The sequence below is a fragment of the Lactobacillus sp. PV037 genome, assembly GCF_014522345.1.
In the GTDB taxonomy this organism is placed as follows: Bacteria; Bacillota; Bacilli; order Lactobacillales; family Lactobacillaceae; genus Lactobacillus.
On the sequence record NZ_CP041987.1, the window covers coordinates 1,200,574 to 1,227,018 of the forward strand.

Annotated in this window: 32 protein-coding genes, 1 other RNA gene and 1 other annotated feature; of the genes, 3 read left to right on the forward strand and 30 right to left on the reverse strand. The window is 34.2% G+C overall.

All coding sequences use genetic code 11. The features are described 5' to 3' along the window. Nucleotides 1-6 precede the first annotated feature (6 nt). From FP435_RS06460 to FP435_RS06525, 14 genes are all read right to left on the reverse strand, one after another. The gene (locus tag FP435_RS06460) at nt 7-738 is read right to left on the reverse strand and encodes an acyl-[acyl-carrier-protein] thioesterase (protein ID WP_265483390.1); all 732 of its coding nucleotides are present in this window, start codon (nt 736-738) and stop codon (nt 7-9) included. A 3-nt stretch (nt 739-741) separates the two neighbouring features. Next, a complete protein-coding gene (gene rsmI, locus FP435_RS06465; RefSeq protein ID WP_265483391.1) occupies nt 742-1,599 on the reverse strand; it encodes a 16S rRNA (cytidine(1402)-2'-O)-methyltransferase in 858 nt (285 codons plus the stop codon). Nucleotides 1,600-1,603: 4 nt separating this feature from the next. Continuing rightward, a complete protein-coding gene (yabA, locus tag FP435_RS06470) occupies nt 1,604-1,957 on the reverse strand; it encodes a DNA replication initiation control protein YabA (RefSeq protein WP_265483392.1) in 354 nt (117 codons plus the stop codon). 13 nt (nt 1,958-1,970) lie between these two features. Further along, entirely contained in the window at nt 1,971-2,831 is an 861-nt protein-coding gene (locus FP435_RS06475) for a DNA polymerase III subunit (RefSeq protein ID WP_265483394.1), read from the reverse strand. A 1-nt stretch (nt 2,832) separates the two neighbouring features. Beyond that, nucleotides 2,833-3,474 (reverse strand): dTMP kinase, encoded by a 642-nt coding sequence (gene tmk, locus FP435_RS06480; protein ID WP_265483395.1) that lies wholly within the window; start codon nt 3,472-3,474, stop codon nt 2,833-2,835. Nucleotides 3,475-3,628: 154 nt separating this feature from the next. After that, nucleotides 3,629-7,360: a mucin-binding protein gene (locus FP435_RS06485; RefSeq protein WP_265483397.1), complete on the reverse strand. Its 3,732-nt coding sequence runs from the start codon at nt 7,358-7,360 to the stop codon at nt 3,629-3,631. A 297-nt stretch (nt 7,361-7,657) separates the two neighbouring features. Beyond that, the gene (locus FP435_RS06490; protein WP_265483399.1) at nt 7,658-7,891 is read right to left on the reverse strand and encodes a YaaL family protein; all 234 of its coding nucleotides are present in this window, start codon (nt 7,889-7,891) and stop codon (nt 7,658-7,660) included. After that, complete coding sequence (gene recR, locus FP435_RS06495; RefSeq protein WP_265483401.1) at nt 7,888-8,487, reverse strand: recombination mediator RecR; 600 nt, start codon at nt 8,485-8,487, stop codon at nt 7,888-7,890. Before recR ends, FP435_RS06490 begins: the two co-directional genes overlap by 4 nt. Before the next feature lie 2 nt (nt 8,488-8,489). Then, nucleotides 8,490-8,822, reverse strand: coding sequence for a YbaB/EbfC family nucleoid-associated protein (locus FP435_RS06500; protein WP_265483402.1), 333 nt, complete (start codon nt 8,820-8,822; stop codon nt 8,490-8,492). Between the two features lie 12 nt (nt 8,823-8,834). Then, nucleotides 8,835-10,529: a DNA polymerase III subunit gamma/tau gene (dnaX, locus tag FP435_RS06505; RefSeq protein WP_265483404.1), complete on the reverse strand. Its 1,695-nt coding sequence runs from the start codon at nt 10,527-10,529 to the stop codon at nt 8,835-8,837. A 59-nt stretch (nt 10,530-10,588) separates the two neighbouring features. Then, nucleotides 10,589-10,685: signal recognition particle sRNA small type (ffs, locus tag FP435_RS06510), an RNA gene on the reverse strand. A 9-nt stretch (nt 10,686-10,694) separates the two neighbouring features. Beyond that, entirely contained in the window at nt 10,695-11,192 is a 498-nt protein-coding gene (tadA, locus tag FP435_RS06515) for a tRNA adenosine(34) deaminase TadA (protein ID WP_265483406.1), read from the reverse strand. Nucleotides 11,193-11,254: 62 nt separating this feature from the next. Continuing rightward, complete coding sequence (locus FP435_RS06520) at nt 11,255-11,428, reverse strand: hypothetical protein (RefSeq protein WP_265483408.1); 174 nt, start codon at nt 11,426-11,428, stop codon at nt 11,255-11,257. A gap of 81 nt (nt 11,429-11,509) precedes the next feature. Then, the gene (locus FP435_RS06525) at nt 11,510-12,127 is read right to left on the reverse strand and encodes a class I SAM-dependent methyltransferase (protein WP_265483410.1); all 618 of its coding nucleotides are present in this window, start codon (nt 12,125-12,127) and stop codon (nt 11,510-11,512) included. A 145-nt stretch (nt 12,128-12,272) separates the two neighbouring features. Between FP435_RS06525 and FP435_RS06530 the strand changes: the two genes are divergently transcribed. Beyond that, a complete protein-coding gene (locus FP435_RS06530; protein WP_265483411.1) occupies nt 12,273-12,500 on the forward strand; it encodes a hypothetical protein in 228 nt (75 codons plus the stop codon). 23 nt (nt 12,501-12,523) lie between these two features. On the opposite strand, the gene FP435_RS06535 is transcribed toward FP435_RS06530, so the two are convergent. The 8 genes from FP435_RS06535 to rpmG form a co-directional block, all read right to left on the reverse strand. Next, entirely contained in the window at nt 12,524-13,387 is an 864-nt protein-coding gene (locus FP435_RS06535) for an ion channel (RefSeq protein ID WP_265483413.1), read from the reverse strand. Between the two features lie 74 nt (nt 13,388-13,461). After that, nucleotides 13,462-13,824 carry a 50S ribosomal protein L7/L12 gene (rplL, locus tag FP435_RS06540; protein WP_265483415.1) on the reverse strand — a complete coding sequence of 121 codons (363 nt, stop codon included), beginning with the start codon at nt 13,822-13,824 and terminating at the stop codon, nt 13,462-13,464. Between the two features lie 45 nt (nt 13,825-13,869). Continuing rightward, the gene (rplJ, locus tag FP435_RS06545) at nt 13,870-14,370 is read right to left on the reverse strand and encodes a 50S ribosomal protein L10 (RefSeq protein ID WP_265483416.1); all 501 of its coding nucleotides are present in this window, start codon (nt 14,368-14,370) and stop codon (nt 13,870-13,872) included. A gap of 65 nt (nt 14,371-14,435) precedes the next feature. Next, nucleotides 14,436-14,557, reverse strand: a sequence feature (ribosomal protein L10 leader region). A gap of 83 nt (nt 14,558-14,640) precedes the next feature. Continuing rightward, complete coding sequence (gene rplA, locus FP435_RS06550; RefSeq protein ID WP_265483418.1) at nt 14,641-15,333, reverse strand: 50S ribosomal protein L1; 693 nt, start codon at nt 15,331-15,333, stop codon at nt 14,641-14,643. Nucleotides 15,334-15,432: 99 nt separating this feature from the next. After that, entirely contained in the window at nt 15,433-15,858 is a 426-nt protein-coding gene (rplK, locus tag FP435_RS06555; RefSeq protein ID WP_117117543.1) for a 50S ribosomal protein L11, read from the reverse strand. A gap of 115 nt (nt 15,859-15,973) precedes the next feature. Continuing rightward, on the reverse strand, nt 15,974-16,528 hold the full coding sequence (nusG, locus tag FP435_RS06560; protein ID WP_265483420.1) for a transcription termination/antitermination protein NusG: 555 nt from the start codon (nt 16,526-16,528) through the stop codon (nt 15,974-15,976). 93 nt (nt 16,529-16,621) lie between these two features. After that, complete coding sequence (gene secE, locus FP435_RS06565; protein ID WP_265483422.1) at nt 16,622-16,792, reverse strand: preprotein translocase subunit SecE; 171 nt, start codon at nt 16,790-16,792, stop codon at nt 16,622-16,624. Nucleotides 16,793-16,802: 10 nt separating this feature from the next. Beyond that, nucleotides 16,803-16,952 (reverse strand): 50S ribosomal protein L33, encoded by a 150-nt coding sequence (gene rpmG / locus FP435_RS06570; protein WP_265483424.1) that lies wholly within the window; start codon nt 16,950-16,952, stop codon nt 16,803-16,805. A gap of 278 nt (nt 16,953-17,230) precedes the next feature. On the opposite strand from rpmG, the gene FP435_RS06575 reads away from it, so the two are divergent. Together FP435_RS06575 and FP435_RS06580 are read left to right on the forward strand one after the other, a co-directional pair. After that, nucleotides 17,231-17,983 (forward strand): MIP/aquaporin family protein, encoded by a 753-nt coding sequence (locus FP435_RS06575; RefSeq protein ID WP_265483426.1) that lies wholly within the window; start codon nt 17,231-17,233, stop codon nt 17,981-17,983. Between the two features lie 58 nt (nt 17,984-18,041). Continuing rightward, on the forward strand, nt 18,042-19,193 hold the full coding sequence (locus FP435_RS06580; RefSeq protein WP_265483427.1) for a glycerate kinase: 1,152 nt from the start codon (nt 18,042-18,044) through the stop codon (nt 19,191-19,193). A gap of 14 nt (nt 19,194-19,207) precedes the next feature. Here FP435_RS06580 and FP435_RS06585 read toward each other — a convergent pair whose 3' ends face one another. The 8 genes from FP435_RS06585 to FP435_RS06620 form a co-directional block, all read right to left on the reverse strand. Then, nucleotides 19,208-19,417 (reverse strand): hypothetical protein, encoded by a 210-nt coding sequence (locus FP435_RS06585; RefSeq protein WP_265483429.1) that lies wholly within the window; start codon nt 19,415-19,417, stop codon nt 19,208-19,210. A 4-nt stretch (nt 19,418-19,421) separates the two neighbouring features. After that, a complete protein-coding gene (locus tag FP435_RS06590; RefSeq protein WP_265483430.1) occupies nt 19,422-19,985 on the reverse strand; it encodes a sigma-70 family RNA polymerase sigma factor in 564 nt (187 codons plus the stop codon). A gap of 151 nt (nt 19,986-20,136) precedes the next feature. Further along, nucleotides 20,137-20,892, reverse strand: coding sequence for a 23S rRNA (guanosine(2251)-2'-O)-methyltransferase RlmB (rlmB, locus tag FP435_RS06595; RefSeq protein ID WP_265483432.1), 756 nt, complete (start codon nt 20,890-20,892; stop codon nt 20,137-20,139). Next, nucleotides 20,885-21,316: a Mini-ribonuclease 3 gene (locus tag FP435_RS06600; protein WP_265483434.1), complete on the reverse strand. Its 432-nt coding sequence runs from the start codon at nt 21,314-21,316 to the stop codon at nt 20,885-20,887. The genes rlmB and FP435_RS06600 overlap by 8 nt, the downstream gene beginning before the upstream one ends. Next, nucleotides 21,309-22,724, reverse strand: a complete 1,416-nt coding sequence (gene cysS / locus FP435_RS06605) for a cysteine--tRNA ligase (RefSeq protein ID WP_265483436.1) — start codon at nt 22,722-22,724, stop codon at nt 21,309-21,311. Before cysS ends, FP435_RS06600 begins: the two co-directional genes overlap by 8 nt. A gap of 89 nt (nt 22,725-22,813) precedes the next feature. Next, nucleotides 22,814-24,313 carry a glutamate--tRNA ligase gene (gltX, locus tag FP435_RS06610; RefSeq protein WP_265483438.1) on the reverse strand — a complete coding sequence of 500 codons (1,500 nt, stop codon included), beginning with the start codon at nt 24,311-24,313 and terminating at the stop codon, nt 22,814-22,816. A gap of 81 nt (nt 24,314-24,394) precedes the next feature. After that, complete coding sequence (radA, locus tag FP435_RS06615; protein ID WP_265483440.1) at nt 24,395-25,774, reverse strand: DNA repair protein RadA; 1,380 nt, start codon at nt 25,772-25,774, stop codon at nt 24,395-24,397. Next, complete coding sequence (locus FP435_RS06620; RefSeq protein ID WP_265483441.1) at nt 25,774-26,325, reverse strand: dUTP diphosphatase; 552 nt, start codon at nt 26,323-26,325, stop codon at nt 25,774-25,776. The genes radA and FP435_RS06620 overlap by 1 nt, the downstream gene beginning before the upstream one ends. Nucleotides 26,326-26,445: the final 120 nt, after the last annotated feature.

A 26,445-nucleotide genomic window follows, 5' to 3' on the forward strand; every position in this document is an offset into this window, starting at 1 on the left:
TTTAAATTATTTTAAATTCTTCCAGCTTATTTTGGCTAAGGCTGCCACTTCATCGCCAACTTTAATTTCATGATGTGTCTCTAATTTTTCGCGATCAATAAATTTCTCTATCTCTACTACTTCATCATCATAAATTTCTCTTTTAAAAGTAATATTTAAGTGACTTGGTAAGTGAGTATTTAAAAAATCTCTTTCTAAACTATCAATCAACCACTCAAAATACTTACTATTTGTTACATGATGATTGGTATCAAGATCATAGTATTTTACTTGATAAGTGTCCTTAGTGCTAACTTCTTTTAGAGAACGAGCTCTTTTGAAACGGACAGTCTTTTCTTCTAAGCCATCAAAACGATCAATAATATCTTTGTCAGGTGGAACCATTTTTCTTTTCTTTAAATCAAACATTATCCACTGACTTTTAACATTAAGCAAAGTTTCACCCTTCATGTTTTTGACACTAAAGTCACGGTAAACAAAGAAGCGGTTATATCCACTTGCTTGTGTTGAAAAGATCACTTTTTCATCAGCTTTGGGCAAAGATTTAATATTAAAATCATAATCTAATACTACCCAACCTAGGCCTTTTTCTCCTAAGTCTTCTACACCAGCTCTTTTTAAATTTAATTGGGTGTTAGAAGTTTCCATCATATAATCTACCAAGGCCGTTAATTTTAAGCGACCTTGCTCATCACAATTACTAAAACTAATCGTCTTTTCTAAATCAAATGTATCCATAAGTTATCCTTGATGATATTTGTCATACAATTCATTTTTTGAAACATGGTACTGTTTAGCCACTTGCTTAATAGCATCTTTTTTAGAAATACTATCAGCTACTAAATCTTTAACCTTCTGAATTAACTCATCCCATGACAATGTCTCTTCTTTTTCAGAATTCGGAGAAACAAGTACTACATACTCACCCCGAGGATCATTTTCTTCAAAGTATTCATTAATCTCTTGAATAGTTCCGCGAAGATATTCTTCATGAATTTTAGTTAATTCACGCGCTAAAGCAATTTCTCTACTTGGTTCTAAGACAGTTGCTAAAGTTTTTAAGGTCTTCTTAAGTCTGTGTGGAGCTTCATAAAAAATTGAAGTCCCTCTGAACTCCTTCATTTTTTCAAAAAATGGTACTTGTTCACTAGCCTTGCGTGGCATAAACCCCCAATAGGTAAATGGTTGAGCATCAAAACCAGAAGCAATTAAAGCAGTCGCAAATGCAGATGGGCCAGGTAATGAAACAACTGGGATATCATTCTTGATACATTCTTGCACCAAATAATATCCAGGATCAGAAATTACCGGCATTCCTGCATCTGAAATTTCTGCAATATTTTTTCCTTCTTTAAGCAACGCAATTAATTCAGGTGCTCGACTTTTGGAATTAAACTTATGAAAAGAAATCATATGATTATGAACACCAATCTTTTCAAGCAAAATTCCGCTTGTTCTTGTGTCTTCAGCAGCTATGTAATCACTTTCTGCAAGAATTCTTTTAGCACGTAAAGTAATATCTTCTAGGTTACCAATTGGAGTCGGTACTAAGAATAAGGTACCCACTTTATTGTTTTTAAAGCTACTTTGCTTTTGCATCTAACTATCCTTTCTGCGTCTTTGAGTTACTAGTCCCGCTACCGCCATCTAAGATACTTAGACAAAGCATACAATCTTCATTTTCATCATGATGTAATCCATAGTATGTATTACAAATATGATAACCAGATTTATAAATATTGCGCACTGCTGCTAGTCCTTCTTGAGAATGGACTTCAGCTGGTTCAGGTTTATTTTTATTTAACTTATCTAATTTTTCTCTTAAAAGTTGGTTCTCAACTCTTAACTCTGTATTTTCTTTTAAAATATCTAGGATATCACCCTTTAAACCAGTAACAGTCTCAGACATTTCATCTAACTTGTCATGTAATTGTGATAATTGTGAAAAAGGATCCAATTTTTTCGTACCCCTATGCTTCAAACTTTATTGCCAAATAACTAAGAGCATTTGTAAAACTAACATTACTTGCTCTCATTTTATCAATTTCTACTAATGCATCTAATAATTCAGCATTTTTAACTAGATTAACAGATTTTTCTAAATTATCAATTGCTAATTGCTTTAATTGATAGAGAATAATTTTTTGAATGCTTATCTTAGATGCACCAGAACTAAGTCTCTGTGCCCTTACAAAAGCCAAATCATTTTTTTCCATTAACTCTTGATACAAATATTTTACTTCTTGTGCTACTTTACTCCAATCTCCAGCTTCTTCGATTTCCTCTTTAGTTAAACCATACTCCAGCAACTTTGCTTGAATACTATCACCTTGTTCATCATTAAATTTAATGATCTGGGTTCTTGAACGTACTGTTGGTAAAATTGCATTGGCATTATTAGTTATTAAAATTGTAACTACTGGTGCACCTGGTTCTTCTAACAAGTTAAGTAAAGCATTATTAGCAGCCAAAGTCATTTTTTCTGCATTTTCAATTATGAAAAATCTCATCTTTCCTTTACGAGAACTTTTTGCCAGTTCTTCTTTTAAAGGTCTTATTTGATCAATAGAAATTGATTGTTTTCCACCTTCTAGTTTAACACGAAAAATATCAGGATTGTTTTCTGTTAAAATTCTTCGACATTCATCACAAGTTCCATCTGGTTTTTGGACGGCTTCACAATTAAACAAGCATGCGAACCAATAAGCTGTTTCAAGAGCTTGCGTTTGAATTGTATCTTCAAAAAGATAAGCATGGGCAACCTTATTATGTTCAAAAGCTTTTTTTAAAAACTCTGCTTCTTGTTTTCCAATATTTTTTAAATTAATCATTTTATTTAAAAATTTCTGGTAAGTTATTTTGAATTACTTCAATGCTATTTTGTACTACATCATCAAGCTTTTGGTTGGCATCAATGCGATGCATTCTTGCCGGATACTTTTTAAGTACCTCTTGATAACCTTGGTACACTTGCTCATGAAAACTTAATTTTTCTTGTTCCAATCGGTCTTCTTGATCAGGTCGTTCTTTCTTTATCCTAGCCAAGCCATCTTCTGGCTTAATATCTAAAAATAATGTTAGCTGTGGTTCTAAATGTTCTGTAGCAAAATCATTAATTAATTTCACTTCATCAATTCCTAGTTTTCTTCCCATTCCTTGATAAGCTAAAGAACTATCTACAAAACGATCAGAAAAAATAATTTTTCCTTTCTTTAAAGCTGGTAATAGCACCTCGTGAACATGTTGACTACGCGAAGCCGCATATAAAAGTGCTTCGGTAGTTGCATCCATTTCATTATTATGAGGATCCAAAATGATTTTACGTATGTTTTCTGAGATTTGAGATCCACCTGGTTCTCTTGTAACTAAATATGGGTATTTTAATTTGGGCGAAATTCTTTTAATAATTTCGTTTAAGACAGTAGTCTTACCGGCACCATCAGGGCCTTCAACTGTAATTAAGTATCCTTGCATGAATAATTTCCTCCACTTTGCATTGTACTGGAAAATCTAAATTAATGACAGTGTTTGTTTTAACTAAGTTTAAGAAGAAAAGAAAAAGCCCAAAAAATTTAAATTTTCGAGCAAATTTCATTAATATTATGAACTTAATTATATCCAGTAAGTTTTATTTTCTTTGTTTCTTACTTACAGCTAGTCCTAAAATTGCACCTACACTAGCAATCATTAACCCTAAAACACTTGCTTTATTTGCTTGATTACCAGTTTGTGGTAAAACTTTAGCCTGGTTATTTTTTCCTTTAGAAAGATTTCTCTGATCAAATCGTTTCTTTTCTTTTACAGAAAGAGAATTACCAAGATAGCGAGAAGTTTCCCGACGGGTGGTATAAGTTTTACGTAATTTAGCAGGTGTTCTATGAACTTTTGATTCTCCTTTGGTGTCTTTAGCATGGGGCGCAACAGTAATAATAACTGGCACTTCAAGAGTTTCACCATTTGGATAAGTTACTACCACTGTTCCTGTTATTTTTCCAGCTTCGGCAGTCTCTGGGGTCTTCTTCCAAGTGTACTTAGTACCCTTGGGAAAATCAGTTTTATTCTTAATTCCAGTAGAAGCTTCTGGAAGTTTCCCAGTAGGAACAACAATTGGATTAGGAACTGGTTTAGTGGAAATAGTTGGTTGACTAGTTTGAGGAATTTGTGGGGTTACTGGATTTCCACTATCTTTAGTCGCTGGAGTTGAGGTATCTGGGTTAACTTCAGGCGCTGGAATATTCTTACCAGAATCTATAGTCGGTTTTACCTCTTTTTCCACGTAAATAATAATTGGTGCTGGATTATTTGAACCAAATGTAATTTTATCTGGAACTGTCTTATTCGTAATCACCCATCCTTCTGGTACATTACTTTGGATATTAGTAAGAACAGTCTCATTCGTCTTACCATTCACCTTGTAAGTCTTAATTATCTTACCAGCTGGATCGACGTAATTAATTACTTGAGTATGGTCATTGGCAGTGTAAGTAAAGGTTACTGTTGAATCACTAGTATTTCCTGTTACTGCTACTTCTGAAGCCGCATCTGGATTAGTTACTGTGTAACCTGCAATTTCTGGGGCTGTTACTGCATCAAACTTAGCATCTTTTGTGTTCCAAGCACTGTAAGTTACTTCTCCTGTTACTAAGTCTTCAGTAGCAGTTCTATGAAGTGTTACTGATTCAATCTTGTAAGTTTCTATCTTATTAGTTACTGGATTCACATAATTAATAGTTCTAGTTACAGTCTTGTTCACTTTATCTGCTTGACTTGGATCCTTAGTTGCATGTTCTACGTAAACAATCGTGTCCTTAAGTGGGGTTGATCCAAATGTGAATGAACTTGGTACTTGTTGTCCACCAACTACTTGCCAGTTAGCTGGTACTTGAAGTGTTACTGGGATAGTTTCACCAATTTCTCCTGGTACTTTTTGGGTACTTACAACATCATTATGATCAGCGTTGTTGACAAACTTGATTGTAGCTGTTTGTTCTGCCTTAGTGTAGTTGACAGTAACTACAACGTTATTCACTGGACTTCCATCAGATAAACCATTAGCTGAAGCTACGTAGTCTTTACCATCCTTAGTAGTGATTTCACCACCAGTGATGGTTCTAGTGTATCCACCAGCACTTGGAATTTCTACTTCTGGGAAACTGATTGAATTATCAGTCATATTTGAAGTCCAGTCAGTGTATGTCACTTCACCGGTTACTTCATTAGTTGACTTAGTTCTGTAGAAGTCAAGCGTTTGCGTTACTACTTGTGGCTTTTGACCTTCTATATTTACAGTAATAGTTCTTGTTACTTGACGGTAATCACTATTACTCTTATCATGACGTCCATCTACTGTATCAACCTTTGCTTGTACGTGAACAGTAATATCACCATTATCTTTATTATCTGCGTTAAATGGAACGTTAGTTGGTACTTCAGTATTTGGTACAATTTCGTAACCACTTGGAATATTCAATGGAGTATCACCACTATTGTTTCCAAGAGTTACACTTGTACCTGTTTTACCACTTACAGTTTGAGTTCCAACTGTCTTATCAGTTGGATCTACAAAGTTAATCTTTCTAGTATGTTCATTCGCAGTGTAGGTAATAACGACATTATCATTTTTATCGTTAAATTTTACTGCTTTCAATGGAACTTTAACTTTATCTGGTGTATAGCCTTTTACTTCTGGCACAGAATATTCTTCCCAAACAGGATTATTACTCTTATACGCAATAGGTTCATCAACATAAGTTTGATTACCATCTTGAGTAAAAGTTACAATTTGGGATTCACTCTTTGGAGTAATATCTTTTGGTAATCCTTCAAAAGTAATCGTTCTAGTGATATTCTTAGAATTCTCCACTTTATTTGGATTTACTTTGAATAAAATCAAATTTCCAACATTACCATCATTATAATCGAAGACACCAAAAGTATAACCAGCTTGCTCAGTGTTAGGTAAAATAGTCCACTTAAATGAATCTTTAAAGTTTTGAATATTATCAGCGTTTACTTCTTCACCCGAATTTTCAAGGTAATTTTTAATAAATGAATCTAAATTAGTCACATAAGTACTTGGATCATTGTCTACACTTGCACCAAGCTTTAATTCATTATCTGACTTTAATAGTAAGGTATCATTGCCATCAGCTGGTAAAGTTGCAATTTCTTTTAAAGAATCACCATATAAGTTACTATCTAAAATAATTGGATCTTTGCCTGGAATAGTAACCTTAATACTTGGATCATTTGTCGGTTCAGGATTGACATAATCGCCATCTTCATCTTTGGTGTAATCATATGTTGGAGCAACTTTCCATTCAATGGTCGTACCTACAGGCAAAGCGCCTAAATTACCAATATAACTGGATGCACTGGGGATGGTATCTATATTATCAATAGTGCTATCGCCCTCTCCATTTTCAAAGTAGGGAGCGTCACTAATAATTGGAGTTTCACTAATTGGATGAACGAATACTGTTGCAACTTTGTTTGCAGTACCAAAGCTCATTAAGTCTTCTGGAAACTCTGACTCATCATCCAACTCAAATCCTAATCCTTCAATCGTAGTGTTAAAATTGCTTTCAACAGCATCCCTATTTGCAAGAGATTCCTCTTCATCTTCGTTCTTAGCCTTATCACCAACCCATTCATAATGCGCAACTAATGAATTATTATCGGTGTTGATAATATTTAGACTATTTTTTACTTGATTTTCTTTAACTTCTTGTTCTGCTTTTCTTACTAAAACTGGAACGTCTACCATGACATCCTTAGCCATGGGAGTATCAGCATCCATATCTTCATAGGTTAACTTAGCTGTACCATTTGTATTCCCAATCTTAGAAACATCCGGCTTTTCTGTCCAAGCTATACTTGCATCATCACCATACTGAGCTAATTGTTCTTGCGTAAATAACTCATTCAGGTTTAACTCAGGTACTTGATTTTGTTCAGTGTATAAAGGTGAACTAGTCAAGCCAGTTTCAGTCTTAGATTGATTATTTTGTTCAGTAACCTCTTCACCTTTTTCTTGCGTAGCAACTTGATTTACTTTTTCATTAGTTTCGCCGGTACTTTTCAAATTTGTTTCTTGAGAAGTAGTTTCTTCACTATTTAAAGAAGTATCTTGATCTTCTTTAGTACTTTCTTTAGAAACCGGCTTTGCATTACTTTCTACAACTGCAGTAGACGAATCTGGTGCTACTGTTTCCGCATGAACTATATTTCCATTCCCCATTACAAAAAAAGTGGTTCCAAGTAATACGCTGCATAATCCAACTGTATACTTACGCAAACTGAAACTTTCTTGCTTCCCATTTAGTTTATTTTTAAAATTAGCATCTTGCTTGTGCTTCATAATCCAAACTTTCCTTCTTTTTTCTACTTTCCATTATTTTTTATTTTATTATATCACTTTTTGTTATTTTTACCCCTTCTAGCACAAACTTAATATATAAAGTTCGATTATATCCCGTAAATATGGACTTTTTAGTTACACTAATTTTTACATTTTTGTCTTTTTATTAAAAAAGACAACAAATAATATTCCAATATTGTAATTTTTGTTATGAAAAAAACCTCAAAAGTAGCTAACTTTTAAGGTTTATCTCATCAATTCATCTCTAGGTATAAATTTTTCTCTAAATAAAACTAATTACTGAGTAATTACACTATCTGAATTACTTGAAGCTGTATGTCTTCTTCTAGCTTCATTATATAAAAAATTATACTTTGCATGTAAAATCTTGTCTGCAATCCGGTTGTCGGTAGACAAATCTAAGGTTGTCGGTTCAAATGTTTTTTGCATTGCAATTTGTCGTTGCAATCTAGTAACTGTTGCAATTAATCGACCATCCCCAACTTTTTTGATATCAATTTTTTCTCTCATAGGATAGTTCTCCCCTGAACCGCTCTTTTTAGTGTTATTGAGTTTGCATATTCAATATCGCTTCCTACCGCTAACCCTGCTGCTAAGCGAGTAATTTTAATGCCTGCTGGCTTTAATAATTTTCCAATATACATACTAGTTGCTTCACCTTCAGGAGTAGAATTGAGCGCCAAAATTACTTCTTTAACTTGATCATTTTTTTGTAATCTCTTTATTAAAGACTTGATATTAATTTCTTCTGGTCCTACTCCATCCATTGGTGAAAGCACCCCATGAAGAACATGGTACAACCCACTATATTCGCCCATTTCTTCAAAAGCCATCACATCTTTAGGTTGTTCTACAACCATAATTGTTGATTGATCTCGATTAGCATTTGTACAAATTTCACAAGGATCTTGTTGCGTAATATTGCCACAAATTGAACATGAATGAATTTCTTTTTTTACAGCTTCCAAAGATTTAGAAAAATCTTCTACATCTTTTTTATTCATATCTAATGTATAAAAAGCAAGTCTAGTTGCTGTCTTTTCACCAATTCCTGGTAATTTCATATAGTTTTCAATTAAACGTGTAATTGGCAAAGGATATTGCATTCCTACATCAGTCCTTTAGTATATTTTCCCATTGAAGCTTGAGTAGCATCTTCTACTGCTTGAATACCTTTATTCACAGCATCAATAATTAAATCTTGTAACATATCTGGATCTTCAGGATCAATTGCTTCAGCTTCAATCTTGATATCTTTTAACTTACGATCCCCACTAAAAGTGGCCACTACCATATCATCAGCTGATTTACCCACAAATTCTTGAGTAGATAAATTTGCTTGTTCTTCAGCCATTTGCTTTTGCATTTTTTTGGCTTGTTTAATTAGGTTTTGCATGTTTCCCATGTTTCCCATTCCACCAAAATTAGGTCTTTTTCCCATTTTAAATCTCCTTTAATCTTTAATATTAACCAAGTCACCAAATAATTCTTGTGCCTTATCTACAACTGGATTACTTTTTGGCGTTTGTCGTTCTGAGTTATTCTTATTTAATAATTCAGCTTTGTGCTTACTCAAAAAGTCAGCTCTTACCTTTTGCCAATCCCTAGCAGCCACTAACACAATCTTGTAATTGTGCTGTGTCATTTTAGCTAATTGGGCTTCCAGCTCTCCTAATAATTCTACATCATTATTAGTGTATTTAAACCATAATTCATATTTGCATGACAAAACTACTTCTTGATTACTTGCTGCTACTGGTTCAAGAATTTTTACCATTGCTTGTTTATTATTAGGGAAAGTCGAAAGAACATCACTCCAGCTTTCCTTTATATTAACCAAATCATTTTTTGTTGCATTCATCAAAACGTGGTAAATTTTTTCTTTATTATCATATGCTACACCATTTGTCTGAGGCATAACAGTTTTTTCACTCCTAGGAGCTTCATCTTTATTTTTTGTTTGATTCAATGCAGATTTATGAAGTAAGCTTTGTACTTGTCTAGTTAAACTATTTATTTGATTTTGCAACTCACTTAATTCTTCACTAGGAACCTCTCCACCAGGTTGAGGAGAATCTTTTACTTGATGTGTCATTTTAACTGAAAAAACATCAAGTGGAATTGCTTGCTGATTAGTATACTTTAAATCATTCAAAGCTTCATTTGCTAACTTTGTTAATTTAAAAAACTTTTCTTCTGGAATCTCAGTTAGTGAGCTAGCAAAATCATTTAAAAAATAAGTATGACTTTTATCACCCTTTTTGGTTAATAGAGCTTGCACACTCAATTCGATCAATTCATTTAAAATATTTTTACTACTTGCTCCGCTGGCAAGCAATTCTTTAATCAAGCTTAAGGAATCCTCTGTGTGCGTCTGCATCAACTGTAAGAATAATGTTTCAATCTTTTCTTGAGCTGCAAAGCCAGTAATTTTTAAAGTATCTTCATATTTAATTTGATCTTGGTCATAGGACAAAATTTGATCTAAAATACTCAAACTATCCCGCATTCCACCATCTGCAACTTGTGCAATTACTTTTAGTGCCTTTTCATCATAAGAAACATTTTCTGCTTTTAAAATTACTTTCATTCGGGCAATTAAGTCCATTTGCGAAATACGTTTAAAGTTGTAACGCTGCGTTCTTGAAATAATTGTTGCGGGAACTTTTTGCAATTCTGTTGTTGCTAAAATAAAGACTACATGCTCAGGAGGTTCTTCCAAAGTTTTTAAAAGGGCATTAAATGCACCCATGGACAACATGTGAACCTCATCAATGATGTAAACTTTATACTTTCCTTGCGTTGGAGCATACTTTACTTTATCTCTAATATCACGAATTTCATCTACTCCATTATTCGAAGCAGCATCGATTTCAATAATATCATTCATTGCTCCTTGATCAGCTGCTATACAATTAGCGCATTCATTACAAGGTTCTCCGTCTTGTAAATTCGTACAATTAAGAGCTTTTGCAAAAATTTTCGCACAAGATGTTTTTCCTGTTCCTCGCGGACCGCCAAATAAAAAGGCATGCGACACTTTGCCACGCTTGATTGCATTTTTTAATGTATCAGTTATCGCTTCTTGGCCTACTACATCATCAAATAAACGTGGTCGCCACTTACGATAAAGCGCTTGATAAGCCATATATACTCCTTTACCGAATTAAAAAGCTCTCAACTCTTTAAAAGAGTTAAGAGCGATCAAATGTCTCAAAAAAAGGCACATATCCAAGCAACCTTAGTGCTGCTACCTTCCGGTCCTGACACGATTCAGAGGTCAGATATTGCCTGTATTTAATAATACTCTATTTTAAGAAAAATTTCCACTATCTTTTACTTTTTGCTTCTTTCGAATTGCCCTAAAAAAATCTTTTAACATTTGAGCAGCTAAAGGCTGGTAAATTCCACCATAAACTTGTGGATGATGATTAAACTTATCTACTTTAAAGAGATCAATTACACTTCCAGCCGCTCCCGCCTTAGGATCAAATGCTCCATAATAAACATCTTTTAAACGAGCATTAATAATTGCTCCAGCACACATTGCACATGGCTCAAGGGTTACAAAAAGGCTACAATCAATTAGCCGCCAAGAACCCAAAGTTTCACAGGCTTGCCTAATTGCAATCAATTCTGCATGTTGTGTAGCATCTTCATCGAGCTCACGCCGATTATACCCTTCACCTATTACATTTCCAGCCTTATCAACCACAATTGCGCCAATCGGAACCTCACCTTGACTTTGAGCTTGCTGCGCTTGTTTAAAAGCCAGTTGCATAAATTTTTCTTTTTCTTCTTTAGAACGCACTTTTTTCCCTCACTTCTAGTTAATTATAGCAAATCAGGGAGAAATCCGTCGCAAAATAGTTACTAATCTTTGCGATGAAAAGTGTAACAATTCAAAAAATAAGCTCCTGCTCCAATAAAATAGATAAAGGCTATGCCTGTGATACCGAATAGTGCATTATTATTTAAAGCTACGGCAGTTAGACCAATCGCTGCAAGAACTACAATAATGGTTAAGATAATATTGATTGCTTTCATATCTATACTCCTATACAAATAGTATATTTTAATTCTTGCTTTAATAATATCAACTATTATTCAAAAAAGCTACTATTAGGTTTAATTTTTTATACTCTTTAGCAAATAATATCCTTTATCACGCGCTAAAATTTCACAATTACCAAAAGTTGCTTCAAGTAATTTTTTAGCACTAGGTGCTCCTTGCTTTTTTTGAATAATCACAAGCAATACCCCATCTTTTACTAAATGATCTTTGGCATTTTCCAAAATTTCATCAACTACTTTTTTACCTGCACGAATTGGTGGATTTGTACAAATTAATCCATACTTCTTATCGCTTGCAATCTCATGATAAGCATTGGAAGAATAGATATTCACATTATTCAATTGATTGATCTTTGCATTTCTCTTAGCTAATTCTAAAGCACGTTCGTTTACATCTACCATATCTACTGTCTGATTCGGCCAAAACTTCGCTGCAAATAATCCAATCGGCCCATAACCTGTCCCAACATCCAAAATACCAACTGGTGGAAAATGAACTCCCTTCATTGCCTTAATTAAAACTCCTGACCCATAGTCAATCCTAAGTTTTGAAAAAACTCCTGCATCAGTTGTGAACTTTAAATCTACTTTGTCTACTTTATAATGTACCTGTCTTTCATCATGTTTTGCATCCGGATTAGTCGCAAAATACATTTGATTTTTTTCAGCCATTACTTGTCCTCTTTTCTACTTTTCATTTAACATTTTACTATTCTTTTTTCAAAATGTGGATTAAATAAATTAATAGAAATAAATGGTATAATAACTAAGAAACAGTTTATACTGAACAATCACAATTAGTAAGAAGGGAAATTTTATGGATATTTCATTTCCAATTTTTATCGTTCTTGTAGTTATTGGAATAATTGCTTTAATTATCGGCTTTAACATTAAAGGAAAATCAAAAGTATTTGGTCAAGAATTAGAGACTAGTAAGCAAACCTGGGCAAGATTTTGGATTACTGCTGGTTGGGTAGTTATTGGCTTATCCGTGCTTTACTTTATTTTTGGGATTATTTTACACTTATACTTTAAACTATATTAAAAAGATGGTTCTCACGAACCATCTTATTTTTTTGGATTTCTATGTTTAAACCATTTTTCTAATTTTTCAATTCCTTCTGGACCTTTATTCTGTGCAGACTTCAAATTATTAAGTTCCTGCTGGATCTCTTGATTTTGTCGAACTAGATTTTCGTTTTGCTGTTCTAAGTTTTCCAATTTTTTTAAAATCAAGCGTATACTATCATCATCTGATAAGAGTTCTTTATTTGAATCCCTTTTTACTAAGTATGTAGTTAGAGTTGAAGTTAAGATTCCCATCACTCCAATCCCTAAAAATATCATTACTAAAGTCACAAATTTTCCAATTAAGGTATGAGCAACTAAACTCTTAGAAGAAACATCACTGTAGCCAACTGTAGAAGCTGTTGAAATTGCCCACCAAAAAGCCTCATCTAAAGAAACATGTTCTGTAAGAGCAATTCCAATTGAACCAAGCAGTAAAAAAGTCAGTGAAAAGTAAATCACATATAAAAAACCAGAATTATGAAAAATTTTTCTTAATCTTCCCATCAATCCAGTTAACCGAATTAGACGCAAAAATCTAATTGGAATTAAAAAACCAACTTCTGTCATTCTTATCCAGATAAACACTAAACTAATTGGTAAAATAGAGAGTAATTCAAAAATATTATTTTTTACATACTCTTTTTTATTCTTTGACCTAAACAGCTGCCAAAAATAATCAACTGCCAATATAGCTAATAAAGCATTATTTATCCAGAACCATTTACTATGCGTCGTATTTAAGTTAATGACCGCTGCATAATCTAATACGATTAGTAAAATGGAAAATATCGCAATAAAAGCTATTACCCAGTTATAAATATTTTTTCGGGACAAACTAAATTTTATTTTCGTATTTTTCATTTTACAACTTTCTAAATTTATAAAAAAATAAGCTCTCTGCAAATGGCAAAGAGCTTATCTTATAAATGAGACTATTACTTAACAGTAACAGTAGCACCAACTTCTTCAAGCTTAGCCTTGATGTCGTTAGCTTCGTCTTCAGAAACAGCTTCCTTAACGTTCTTAGGTGCACCATCAACAAGATCTTTAGAATCCTTAAGGCCAAGACCAGTGATGTCACGTACAACCTTGATAACCTTAACTTTTTCTTGACCAACGTCAGTTAATTCAACGTCAAATTCAGTCTTACCAGCGTCACCACCAGCAGCACCTGCAGCTGCAACTGGAGCAGCAGCTGAAACGCCAAATTCATCTTCGATAGCTTTTACTAAATCGTTCAATTCAAGGATTGATGCATCTTTTAAAGCTTCAATAATCTTATCAGTATCTAAAGCCATTATAAGTTTCCTCCGTAATATAAATTAATTTTTTGACTATTTATCTTATTCGTCCTTAGAATCAGCAACAGCCTTAACAGCATATGCCACGTTGCGAACAGGTGCTTGTAATACAGAAAGTAACATAGAAAGCAAACCTTCGCGACCTGGGATAGAAGCAAGCTTCTTGATTTCGTCTTGGCTGGCAACCTTACCTTCGAGCATACCACCCTTAATTGATAAGGCATCAATATCGTCTTCATATTTTGAAACGATACGAGCTGGTTCTGTAATATCCTCTGCATCAGCAGTATAAACAACAGCAGTTGGACCTACAAAAGTATCTTCCAATCCTTCGATCCCAGCTTTTTTAGCAGCACGTTCTAAGTAAGTATTCTTGATGACCTTCATCTTTACGTTAGAATCACGTAATTCTTTACGTAAATTAGTAACTTCTTCAACAGTTAAACCTAAGTAATCAACAACAAGAATTGCCTTTGCTTCCTTAAGTTCTTCTGCAAATGCGTCAACAAGTTTTTCTTTAGCAGCAATAGCAGCTTTACTCAATGAATTCACCTCCAGATTTTTAATACATCTTTTAATACTACAGTGTAGTATAATATAAATCCTATCTGCCGAAATTAAAAACTCCACGCCAAAAACACGTGGAGTTGTAATACTCTTTGTTTTCTGGCCTCGGCGGGATATTGAGGCATGTTGCCACCCGAGTCTTAGGTAGAATTTACTTCACCAAATACTTTACTAGGTATCCATAAAGATGTCAACCATTTTTTAAAATAAAAAGCTTTGAATTTTCTTCAAAGCTCTTCATTCTAATTAGTCTAAGTTTAATGGATCCAAGTGGATACCTGGTCCAAAGGTTGCTGAAACAGCAACACTCTTAATATATTGTCCTTTTGCTGCAGCAGGACGTGCACGTAAAATAACATCACGTAAAGCATTAAAGTTTTCAGCTAACTTATCTGCTTCAAATGAAGCTTTACCAATAGGTGCGTGAATTAAACCTTGCTTATCAACACGGTATTCTACTTGACCAGCCTTAACATTTTCAACTGCTTTAGCAACATCCATAGTTACAGTACCAGTCTTAGGGTTAGGCATTAAACCTTTAGGTCCTAAGATACGACCTAAACGTCCTACTTTAGCCATCATCATTGGTGTTGCAACAACAACATCAAAGTCTAAATAACCATTTTGAATCTTTTCTACTAATTCGTCACCGCCAACTTCATCAGCACCAGCTTCTTTTGCAGCTTCTGCTTGTGGACCTTCAGCAAAAACGATAACTTTTTGGCTCTTACCAGTACCATTAGGTAAAACGATAGAACCACGAATTTGTTGATCAGCTTGTTTTGGATCAACAGAAAGATTATAAGCAACTTCAATAGTTGCATCGAAATCAGCGTATGAAGTTTCTTTAGCTAACTTCATTGCTTCATCTACTGAATAAAATTTGTTTGAATCAACTTTTTTAGCTGCTTCTAAATATTTTTTACCATGCTTTGGCATGTGATTTCCTCCTTGCAAATGTGGTCAAACGAGTTCTCAACTCTCCCACCTTGATTCGTTAACTTTGGTTAACAATCCGACATTTCTAAAAAGTATGGATTAGTCTTCGACTTCAAATCCCATGCTTCTAGCAGTACCTTCAATCATGCGCATAGCAGCTTCAACATCTGCAGCGTTTAGATCTTGCATCTTGGTTTCGGCGATTTCCTTAACTTGTGCCTTAGTAACCTTAGCTACCTTCTTAGTATTAGGTTCACCAGATCCCTTATCAACCTTAGCAGCTTTCTTTAAAAGAACTGCAGCAGGTGGAGTCTTAGTAATGAATTCGAATGAACGATCTTCATATACAGTAATAACTACAGGAATAAGCATTCCCTTTTGATCAGCAGTACGTGCATTAAAGTCCTTAGTAAAACCAACAATGTTGATTCCAGCTTGACCCAATGCAGGACCTACTGGAGGTGCAGGAGTTGCTGCACCAGCAGGAATTTGTAATTTAACTACATTAATAACTTTTTTTGCCACGGTCAATACCTCCTTGATTCCGTGATGCGGTTATAGTGGAGAATTTTCCTTTTTCTCCTCCCACAATATTACAGATACTGTGTTATTGTAGCATCATTTATTTTTAATTACAATATCAGTCATCTAATTTTTTTACTTGGTCATAATCAAGTTCAGCATTAGTTTGACGACCAAACATATCAATCACAGCAGTTAACTTACCTTTTTCAGGTTCAATTTCAGTAATTTTTCCTGAAAGGCCATTGAAAGCACCACCTGTAATTGTAACTGTTTCTCCAATTTCATATTCTACGTCTGGAATTGATTTATTATTTGTCTTGTTAGCAGATAAAATTCGCTCAACTTCATCATCATAAAGTGGAGATGGCTTAGAACCACCACCATGGCTTCCGATAAACCCTGTTACATTAGGAGTGTTTCTAACAACAAACCAGCTTTCATCAGTCATGATCATTTCAACTAAAACATAACCAGGGAAAATCTTCTCTTCAACTTCTTGTTTCTTTCCCCGAACCATTTCAGTTTTTTCTTCTTCAGGAACTACTACTCTGAAAATATAATCTTGCATCCCCAATGATTGTGCACGAGAGAGTAAATCCTTCTTTACTTTGTCTTCATAACCTGAATAAGTGTGTACCACGTACCATTGTTTTTTCTGAGTTTCAACCATTTTAAACCTCTTATTAATCAAATAAAATCTGCGAAATAAAAAACCTCCATCAGGGAGGTTTAACTTTGTATTAATTATATCACACTACCAACTTTATAAGAATAATTGTGTCATATAAGTAAATAGCCAATCTAAAATTCCAAGATAAACACCAAACAAAATAGTACTTCCCACAACTACTGCTGTATCACGTCTATTTTGTTTCCAAGTTGGCCAAGAAACTTTTTTCATTGTTTGGCCTACACTCTTTAAAAATTTAAACATTTACTTTCCCCTACCTTGTTTCTTTGTGAACCGTTTGCTTACCGCAATGTTTACAAAACTTTTTTAATTCCAATCGTTGACTTCTGTTTTTACTTGCAGCAATAGAATAATTGCGTGATCCACAAACTGTGCATGCAAGTGAAGCTTTTTTAACTACCATTTTTTTCACTCCTAAATTAAATAATTTAATAAGTATTAACTTAAAGTGAACCTTAAATTGTACAGTTATAGCCTTGTACTTTAAATTCTAATTCACTTTTTTATGAGTTGCAAGACATATAAATCTTATTATTAACATATAAATTCTTTAAAATCAAAAAAATTGCTTTTAATGCGCTTTCATTATACGTGTACATCTATTAATGGGAGCGTTTTTCTATTATAATCTTGCTTGCATGTTATTTTTTTATTAAATTTCAGAGGGGAAAATATTATTTTATGGAACATACATGGATGATAAAGTACTGGGCTGAATTTCTCGGAACAGCTATTTTAGTACTTTTTGGTAACGGTGCCGTAGCTAACGCTATGTTAAAAGGTACTGCTGGTAATAATGAAAATGATAAAGCTAACGGTGGTTGGATTTTAATTGCTTGGGGATTTGGATTCGGTGTCATGATTCCTGCTTTCCTATTCGGAGCAATTTCAGGAAATCACTTAAATCCTGCCGTAACTTTAGCTCAAGCAACTGCAGGAGTCTTTCCTTGGGCTCACGTAGTTCCTTATATCATCGCCCAATTACTTGGGGCAATGGTAGGGCAATTACTTGTTGTTGCACTTTACTATCCATATATTAAACAAACTAAAGAAGTTGACGCCGTATTCGGAAGCTTTTCTACATCAGATTATGCAAACAGTAGATTTAACGGTTTTATTACTGAGTTTATCGATACAGCCATTTTACTTTTTGCTGCTGTAGGTCTTTATAGAGGAATGTTCTACCACCAATCAGTAGATATTGCTAACATCGGCGTAGGATTCTTAATTACTGCCCTTGTTATGTCTGGTGGTGGACCAGCAGGTCCCGCTCTTAACCCTGCTCGTGACTTAGGTCCTAGATTGATTTATACTATCTTACCACTTCCCAACAAGGGTTCATCTCACTGGGAATATGGTTGGATTCCAGTAATTGCTCCTATTTTAGGAGGTATCTGCGGAGTATTACTTTACAAAGTAATTTTCGGACTTTAACATTTATTTTTTAGCTGCTAAGATAATTCTTAGCAGCTTTTTATTTAGGAGAAATTTAATGAAAATTATTATCGCACCTGATTCTTTTAAAGGCTCGCTTACTGCAGACGAGGTGAGCCAAGAAATTCATACCGGTCTCTTACGTGTGTTTCCTCATGCAAAGTATCAATTAATTCCAATGGCAGATGGTGGGGAAGGTACCCTTGAGGCTTTAGTAACAGCCACCAAAGGAAGTTTTATTAAAGTAAAAGTTCATAATCCACTTCATAAAATTACCGAAAGTTATTTTGGATTAACTGGTGATAAACAAACTGCAATCATTGAAATGGCACAAGCCAGTGGATTACAGTTCGTGGACAAAAATACGGCTAACCCAGGCTTTACATCAACCTATGGAACCGGTGAATTAATAGCTAAAGCCCTAGAATATAATCCCAAGAATATTATTATTACTATGGGTGGAAGTAGTACTAATGATGCTGGAGCAGGAATGATCACTGCTCTCGGGGCAAAATTATTAGACAACAATAACATGCCCGTTAACCTAGGTGGTGAAAACTTAGATTTAATTTCTAAAATCGATCTTACGGAATTAGATGCTCGCCTTAAAAAGACTAATATTATTTTAGCAACCGATGTTCAAAATCCTTTAACTGGAAAACAGGGCGCTTCTCTTGTTTTCTCTAAACAAAAGGGTGCCAGCAATTCTCAGGCAATTATGCTAGATAAAAAACTCCACTCTTTTGCCCAACTTTCTAAACAAATTACAGGACTAGACCACGAATTTACCCCTGGTGCTGGGGCTGCCGGAGGTCTTGGCTTTGCAGGATTAACTTTTTTAAATGCCAAAATTGAATCCGGAATTGAGTTAGTATTAAAATTAACAAATTTTCATCAAAAAGCTAAAGATGCAGATCTAGTTTTTACTGGCGAAGGTGGAATCGACTTTCAAACTCAATTTGGTAAAACCCCTTTTGGAGTTGCCCAAGCAGCTAAACTTGCTAGTCCAAATTGCACTGTAATTGCTCTAGCTGGAAATATTGGGGCTAGTGTTGAAGTCTTATATGGGGATGATAAAATTGACGCAATTTTTGCTACAGAAACTGGTGCTAAATCCCTTTCTCAAGCTATTAAAGATAGCAAGCATGATCTTAGACAAACAAGTGAAAATATTGCTCGCTTAATTAAGCGACAACAAAAAAGGCGTTAGGTAATCTAACGCCTTTATTTTGAATTTTTTTGAATAAAATTCAAAATTTCAATATCTTTTTCTTCAAGCCATGGTAACATTTCCTCTTCTGCTTTAAGAGTATCATGACCACTTTTTTCTAAAAAGAAATTCCACATCCATTCACGGACACTGATTTCTTCTTTAGTATTTTCTAAAACTTCTTTTAACGGTTTATCTAGAAAGTTTGTCATTTTTTCATCCATTCTTTTAATCTTCCATATTAAATAATAACCGTTCAAGCTTCTTTTTACAACGATGCTTAGCCTGTTGCAATTGACTTTTTGTTACCTCAGTTAATTTGTCCTCATCTAGTTTTCCTAAATGATGGAGTAAAGCTAATACTTCCAAGCCTGATAGACTTGACACATATTCATTAAGAATCTTACTATTTGGTATTAACTGTAGGAGTGAACCTTCTTCTTGGATTATTCCATCATCAACCATTAATTCATAAGATAATGCCTTCCGATATGGTTCTCTTATCTTTGCCATTTCATGACGTAATAGTGAGCATGCATGATTTACCAAATTTGTCTTAAAAAAGGAACCAAATTTACCGCCTCTTTCAAAATCGTATTTTTTACAACTTTGATAGCATATCAAAAGTGAATCTTGATTCCAATCTTGATAATCATATGAACGTAGATAGAATCTTTTCTGCACATTAATTGCTACTCCCTGATATCTCTTCATTAATTCTTTTAAAGCTTCGCTATTTCTTTCCCTTACTAAGAGAATTAATTCTTCATCGTGTCTTTCTTCTAATTTCAAAATTGACTTTTCCTTTCTAATTTTTACTTTTAAAGAATACGATAAAATGAATTTTTCGCTAACCAAACACCAGTTTAAACAAGACAGATCCTTAATATTGTTGCAGCTAAATAAGACATCTATTTTTAGATGTCTCATTTTATTGATATTCTTAATTTAATGGGTGACGACTGTTAAACATTTGGTAAAGTAATACCCCTGTAGCAACACTCGCATTTAATGATTGAACATGGCCAACCATTGGAATCGTTAAAGTTTGATCCATTTGTTTTAGTAATAAAGGTGAAATTCCTTTACCTTCATTTCCAATTACCAAGACACTTTTACCTTGGGCATCCCAACGTCGATAATCTATTCCTTCCATCGCTGTGCCAAAGAACCAAAAGCCTCTTTTTTTCAATACTTTAGTTGTTTGTACTAAATTATTTACACGAGCAACTGGTACATGATCAATTGCTCCTGTTGAAGTTTTAGCTACCACTGATGTTAAGCCACTAGCACGACGCTTAGGAATAATTACCGCATCAACACCTGTAGCATCACTTGTTCTTAAAATTGAGCCCAAATTATGAGGATCTTCTATAGAATCTAGCATTAATAAAAAAGGTTCTTTCCCTTCTTCATCAAATTTATCAAGTAATTCATCTAAATTTGCATATTCAAAAGAAGCAATCGCTAAAACTAACCCCTGGTGATTACCTTGATTAGTTAATTGATCAAGTTTATTTTTAGGTGTTTCTTGAACAACTAAATTCTTTTTCTTAGCTAACTGATAAACTTGATTAGCAAAATCTTCGTGAATACCCTTTTGTAAAAAAACTTTATTTATTTTTTCAGCATCTTGCGTTTTTAAAAAATCAATTCCTGCATGACGTCCAAAAACAAAATCTTCTTTATTTTCACTCATTTTTTTCTCCATGTTCAACCTGATAAATACACCATTCACATAATTCTTTTACTCTCTCATCTTTGCCAGCTAAATCTAAATAACCAATTAAAGCCTCAAAGCCAGTTGATAATCGATAAGTAGCTAATGATGTATTTTTAGCGTGGGTATGGCTTTTGGCATTTCGACCACGATGATAGATATCTAACTCATCATTAGCCAACATTCCATCCTCTTCCATTTTAGTGATCAAATCTGCTTGGGCTTTAGCTGACACATAATGTGTTGCAGTTCTTTGTAATTTTTGAGGCCGAACGATACCACTTTTAACTAAATGACGACGGATATAGGCTTCATAAACACCATCCCCCAAATAAGCTAGGGTTAAGGAACTAGTGGTATAAGGATCAACCTTTTTTTCAACTAACTTTTTAGGCTTAGGCATGGTGCCACCTCGTTCCCTGAGGAGTGTCCTCTAAAATAATTCCTTTTTCCTTTAATTTATCACGCAATTCGTCACTTTTAGCCCAATCTTTATTCTCTCTGGCTTGATTTCTCTCAGCTATTAAGGCAAGGATTTCATCGTTATCAACCGAATTACTATTTTCTGCAAACTCTACTCCAAAAATTAAAAGCCATTGCTTTAAGAGATTGTAAGCTTGTTGCAAAGCTTCTTTATCAACTTTGTTTTTTTGTAAATGACTGTTAATTTCTGTCACAAAATCATACATAACACTCAAAGCATTTTGAACGTTAAAGTCGTCATCCATTTCTTTTTCAAATTTTTCTTTTGCTAAATTTACAGTTTTCAAAAAGTCAGTTGCTTCTTCTCCTGCTGTCTTGTCAGCTAAACGATCAGCCATATTTCTTAAAACTGTTTGATACCGCTCCAAAATCGTTTTTGCCTGCGTCAAACCATCTTCAGAATAATTAATAGGACGACGATACTGCACACTAGACATGTAAAAACGTAATACTTGAGGATCAACTTTTTTCAACAGATCATGTACTGTCACAAAATTATGCAAAGATTTTGACATCTTTTCTTGCTTTTTACCTACAGTTACAAATCCATTATGCATCCAATAATTTACAAACTTTTTACCTGTTTTTATTTCACTTTGTGCGATTTCATTTTCATGATGAGGAAACTCAAGATCTTGACCTCCACCATGAATATCAATGCTATCACCTAAGTATTTGGTGCTCATTACTGAACATTCAATATGCCAGCCTGGTCGTCCCTTACCCCATGGTGAGTCCCAAGCAATTTCATCTGTTTGTTTTTGTGCTTTCCAAAGAGCAAAGTCAATCGGATCTTCTTTCTTATCTTGCTCAGCATCTGAAATATGCTCAGAGGCTCCTTCTTCAAGTTGTGCAATATTTTTATCGCTTAATTTTCCATAATTTTTAAATTTCTTTGCACGATAGTATACATCCCCATCAACTTCATAAGCATATCCCTTATCAATTAAATCTTGCACAAAGGAAATAATGTCTTTGATTTCATGAGTAGCACGGGGATGAAGAGTAGCATCTTTAATATTTAATGCTTTTGTATCCTCTAAATAAGCTTCAATAAATCTATCTGCTAGTTCTGGAACAGTAATATTTTCTGCTCTAGCTTCATTAATCATTTTGTCATCAACATCTGTAAAATTAGAGACGTAATTTACATTGTAGCCTTTATATTCAAGGTAGCGTCTAATTGTATCAAAAGCAATTACACTTCTTGCGTTACCAATGTGAATATAGTTGTAAACCGTTGGCCCACAAACATACATGCTTACTTTTCCAGCCACTAAAGGTTTAAATTCTTCCTTCTGCCGGGTTAAGGTATTATAAATTTTCACACTCAAGCCTTCTTTCCTTGAATAAATTTCTATTTTCTATTTTACCAAAAAAGCCACGTTTTCACGTGGCTTTTAACTTTGAAAGCTTACTAAATATTTTCTTCATCCAATTGCTTTAAAGTCAAATCAATGTGCTTCATTGCTTTATCTTTACCCATTAATTCAAGGGCTTCTCCAATTCCAGGTCCCACCATTGAACGAGTAGCAGCAATTCTAATTGGCATAAAGAGTTTTCTTCCCTTTACCCCAGTTTGTTTACGAGTAGCTTGAATTGCATTCATAACTTGAACAGCAGTGAAACGAGGAATTAAATCAAGTTGTTTCTTGAATTCTTCAATTACTGGACGAGCATCATCATTTTTAATTTCTTCAATTTCTTCTGCAGTAAGCTTTGGTTCTTCTTCAAAGAAAATTTTAGAAAAATCAACAATTTGTTGAGTATAAGACATTTGAACAGCATAAATATTCACTAACTGACGAATCCATTCCATTTTTTCTGGACTGATTTCTTCACCTACACGACCTGCTTGTTGCAAATTATTTAAAGCTAAATCTAACAATACATCACGATCAGCATTCTTTACATATTGATTGTTAATCCACTCTAATTTCTTTTGGTCAAAAGCAGCTGGTGACTTAGAAAGACGATCTGGGTCAAAAGATTTAATTAATTCTCTCTTTGAAAAAATTTCGCTTTCTCCAACAGGTGACCAACCAAGCAAAGTTATAAAATTGAACATTGCATCTGGTAAATAACCAAGTTCACGATATTGTTCAATAAATTGGAGAACTGATTCATCACGTTTTGAAAGTTTCTTACCAGTTTCAGAATTAATGATCAATGTCATATGACCAAATTTAGGTGCATCCCATCCAAGCGCTTCATATACTACCAATTGCTTAGGAGTATTAGCCACATGGTCATCCCCACGTAAAACATGAGTAATTTCCATTAAGTGATCATCTATTACTACAGCAAAGTTATAAGTTGGCATTCCGTCACGCTTTTGAATAACAAAATCGCCACCAATAGTATCTGATTCAAAAGAAACTTTTCCTTTAACCATATCATCCCATGCATAAGTTCGATGTTCTGGAATATGAATTCTTACGACAGGAGTAATACCTTTTGCGGCTGCCTTTTCTTGAGCTTGCTTAATTTCATCTGCAGTCATGCCTTCATATTCATAAACATAATGAGGGGCAATTCCCATTGCACGTTGTTCTTCACGTTGCTCTTCAAGTTCTTCTTCAGTCTTATAAGAATAGTATGCTTTACCTTCATCAAGTAATTGCTGAATGTATTTGTTATAGATATCTTTTCTTTCAGACTGTCTATATGGGCCGTAATCTCCACCAATATCTGGACCTTCATCCCAATCAATCCCAAGCCAATGAAGATTCTCCATTTGAGATTTAGATCCACCTTCAACATTACGTTTTTGGTCAGTATCTTCAATTCGAAGGATCATTTTTCCTTTGTTATGACGTGCAAACAAATAATTAAATAATGCAGTACGTGCATTACCAATATGTAAGTGTCCAGTAGGACTTGGTGCATAACGTACACGAATCTTTTTCTTAGCCAATTAAAGCGCCTCTTTCATTCTTTATAAATGTGTCTCTTTAAGTTTAACTTTTCTCATAAAAAAGTTCAATTGTTTATCTTGTTATCCAAAAACTAGCTTTAAAGCTTGGGCTAAACTTGAAATTCCTATTACTTCAATATCGGTTCGATTTTTAAGGTCAGTTGATAAATTATGACGGGGAATAAAAATTCGTTTAAAGCCTATCTTTGCGGCTTCATTAACTCTTGCTTGAATTTGATTGACTCTTCTAACTTCACCCGTCAAGCCGATTTCTCCCACAAAGCAATCTGTTGCAGGAATTCCTTCATTTTTATAACTAGAAGCCACTGCCATTGCAATAGCTAAATCAATTGCTGGTTCATTTAATTTAATTCCACCTGTTGCCGTTAAAAAAGCATCTTGATTCTGTAACATTAAGTTACCTCTTTTTTCAAGCACAGCTAACAAAAGGGCAACACGATTATAATCAAGTCCAGAAGTAGTCCTTTTGGCATAACCAAAAGCAGTGGGCGCTACTAATGCCTGAATATCAGCCATAATGGGCCTTGTTCCTTCTAACGACACTACAATTGCTGAACCAGTTGAATCAGGTAAACGTTCATCTAGGAAAATTTCTGACGGATTAGTTACTTCTTTTAATCCTTCATTTTCCATTTCAAACATCCCCATTTCATTAGTGGCTCCAAAACGATTTTTTACAGACCGTAACATTCGATAAGCATGATGCCCATCTCCTTCAAAATACAAAACAGTATCTACCATATGTTCTAAAATCTTTGGCCCAGCAATTGCCCCTTCCTTGGTCACATGTCCAACTACAAAAACTGTAATTTCATCATTTTTTGCAATCTTCATTAATTCATTGGTAACTTCTTTGACCTGGGCAGCTGATCCTACCACCGAATCAAGACTCGGTTCGTTCATCGTTTGAATAGAATCAATTACTAAAAATTTCGGCTTTATTTCATCAATCTGATGCCGAATATTTTCCATATTTGTCTCTGGGTACAAAAGCATCCCCGACTCAGCCACATTTAAACGATCAGCTCTCATCTTAATTTGACTTGCTGACTCTTCTCCTGAAACATACAAAACTTTGTGTTTCTTTGCAATTGCACCCATGATTTGTAACATTAAAGTCGACTTACCAATTCCTGGATCTCCACCAATTAGTACAAGTGATCCCGGCACAATTCCTCCACCTAAAACCCGATTTAACTCTTCAAATTCTGTCTTAATTCGTGTTTCTTTTTCTGCCTTTACTTCATTAAGTTTTACTGGCTCATTTAATCCTACTTTGGTCATTAAACGACTGGGAGTTGCTTTAGTAGAAGTCTTAGAGCTTTGAATACTTTCTTTTTCAAACTGATTCCAGGCCCCACAATTAGGACAACGCCCCAAATATGAGGCAGAAATATATCCACAACTTCTACATTTATATTGAGTTTTAACTTTTGCCATTAACTATTCCTTCCTAATCCAGAAGAACCAAATCCACCATCTCTTTTTCTAATAATTGGCTCATCATTATCTGCTTTTAAATAAGGGAGAAAAATTCCCTGTCCAATACGTTCACCCTTTTTTATTTTTAGAGGTTTAACCCCATAATTTAATAGCTGAAAATAAATTTCTCCTTCATTATTTTCATTATTATAATAGTCACTATCAATTACACCAATTCCATTTGGTAAAGTCACATTTCTTTTAAAAGTATTCGATGAACGATTAGCTAAGATTAACACTTCATCGTCTGGCATATAACATTTTATTCCTGTCGGTACCAAAAAAGGTCTTAAGATCTCTGCTGCTAATTTGCAGTCATGCTCATTTACTTCATGGTGATTTCTAATTAATCTAAAAATCCGCACAAAATTAAAGCGCCAAATTGAAGGGATCACCACATCTTGCGCCGCTTCAAAATCATATCCTGCACTAGCAATAGTTTGGCGTCTAGGCAATGTTAGATTAGCATCCTTATACTTTGAGACAATTTCAAATCCTCTTTTATGCATTTTACTTCCTACCTTTGCTTAATTCTGATTTAATTCTAACGTATTTCTTTATGCAAAAAATACAAATTTTCACAAAATTAAATTAGACCTATTAATTTCAATGGTATAAAATACTTATAA

Coding starts and splice junctions, on each gene's coding strand:
- FP435_RS06525 (WP_265483410.1), bottom strand. CDS start 12,127: ATGGCTGAAAAAAATCAAATGTATTTTGCGACTAATCCGGATGCAAAA.
- rplL (WP_265483415.1), bottom strand. CDS start 13,824: ATGGCTTTAGATACTGATAAGATTATTGAAGCTTTAAAAGATGCATCA.
- rplA (WP_265483418.1), bottom strand. CDS start 15,333: ATGCCAAAGCATGGTAAAAAATATTTAGAAGCAGCTAAAAAAGTTGAT.
- tmk (WP_265483395.1), bottom strand. CDS start 3,474: ATGCAAGGATACTTAATTACAGTTGAAGGCCCTGATGGTGCCGGTAAG.
- FP435_RS06490 (WP_265483399.1), bottom strand. CDS start 7,891: ATGAGAGAAAAAATTGATATCAAAAAAGTTGGGGATGGTCGATTAATT.
- nusG (WP_265483420.1), bottom strand. CDS start 16,528: ATGGTTGAAACTCAGAAAAAACAATGGTACGTGGTACACACTTATTCA.
- recR (WP_265483401.1), bottom strand. CDS start 8,487: ATGCAATATCCTTTGCCAATTACACGTTTAATTGAAAACTATATGAAA.
- FP435_RS06535 (WP_265483413.1), bottom strand. CDS start 13,387: ATGAAAAATACGAAAATAAAATTTAGTTTGTCCCGAAAAAATATTTAT.
- FP435_RS06600 (WP_265483434.1), bottom strand. CDS start 21,316: ATGCCTAAGCCTAAAAAGTTAGTTGAAAAAAAGGTTGATCCTTATACC.
- FP435_RS06485 (WP_265483397.1), bottom strand. CDS start 7,360: ATGAAGCACAAGCAAGATGCTAATTTTAAAAATAAACTAAATGGGAAG.
- FP435_RS06620 (WP_265483441.1), bottom strand. CDS start 26,325: ATGCATAAAAGAGGATTTGAAATTGTCTCAAAGTATAAGGATGCTAAT.
- secE (WP_265483422.1), bottom strand. CDS start 16,792: ATGTTTAAATTTTTAAAGAGTGTAGGCCAAACAATGAAAAAAGTTTCT.
- rsmI (WP_265483391.1), bottom strand. CDS start 1,599: ATGCAAAAGCAAAGTAGCTTTAAAAACAATAAAGTGGGTACCTTATTC.
- FP435_RS06475 (WP_265483394.1), bottom strand. CDS start 2,831: ATGATTAATTTAAAAAATATTGGAAAACAAGAAGCAGAGTTTTTAAAA.
- FP435_RS06585 (WP_265483429.1), bottom strand. CDS start 19,417: ATGGATGAAAAAATGACAAACTTTCTAGATAAACCGTTAAAAGAAGTT.
- dnaX (WP_265483404.1), bottom strand. CDS start 10,529: ATGGCTTATCAAGCGCTTTATCGTAAGTGGCGACCACGTTTATTTGAT.
- rpmG (WP_265483424.1), bottom strand. CDS start 16,952: ATGGTAGTTAAAAAAGCTTCACTTGCATGCACAGTTTGTGGATCACGC.
- rlmB (WP_265483432.1), bottom strand. CDS start 20,892: ATGAGTGAAAATAAAGAAGATTTTGTTTTTGGACGTCATGCAGGAATT.
- FP435_RS06520 (WP_265483408.1), bottom strand. CDS start 11,428: ATGAAAGCAATCAATATTATCTTAACCATTATTGTAGTTCTTGCAGCG.
- radA (WP_265483440.1), bottom strand. CDS start 25,774: ATGGCAAAAGTTAAAACTCAATATAAATGTAGAAGTTGTGGATATATT.
- FP435_RS06530 (WP_265483411.1), top strand. CDS start 12,273: ATGGATATTTCATTTCCAATTTTTATCGTTCTTGTAGTTATTGGAATA.
- FP435_RS06460 (WP_265483390.1), bottom strand. CDS start 738: ATGGATACATTTGATTTAGAAAAGACGATTAGTTTTAGTAATTGTGAT.
- FP435_RS06580 (WP_265483427.1), top strand. CDS start 18,042: ATGAAAATTATTATCGCACCTGATTCTTTTAAAGGCTCGCTTACTGCA.
- FP435_RS06500 (WP_265483402.1), bottom strand. CDS start 8,822: ATGGGAAAAAGACCTAATTTTGGTGGAATGGGAAACATGGGAAACATG.
- FP435_RS06575 (WP_265483426.1), top strand. CDS start 17,231: ATGGAACATACATGGATGATAAAGTACTGGGCTGAATTTCTCGGAACA.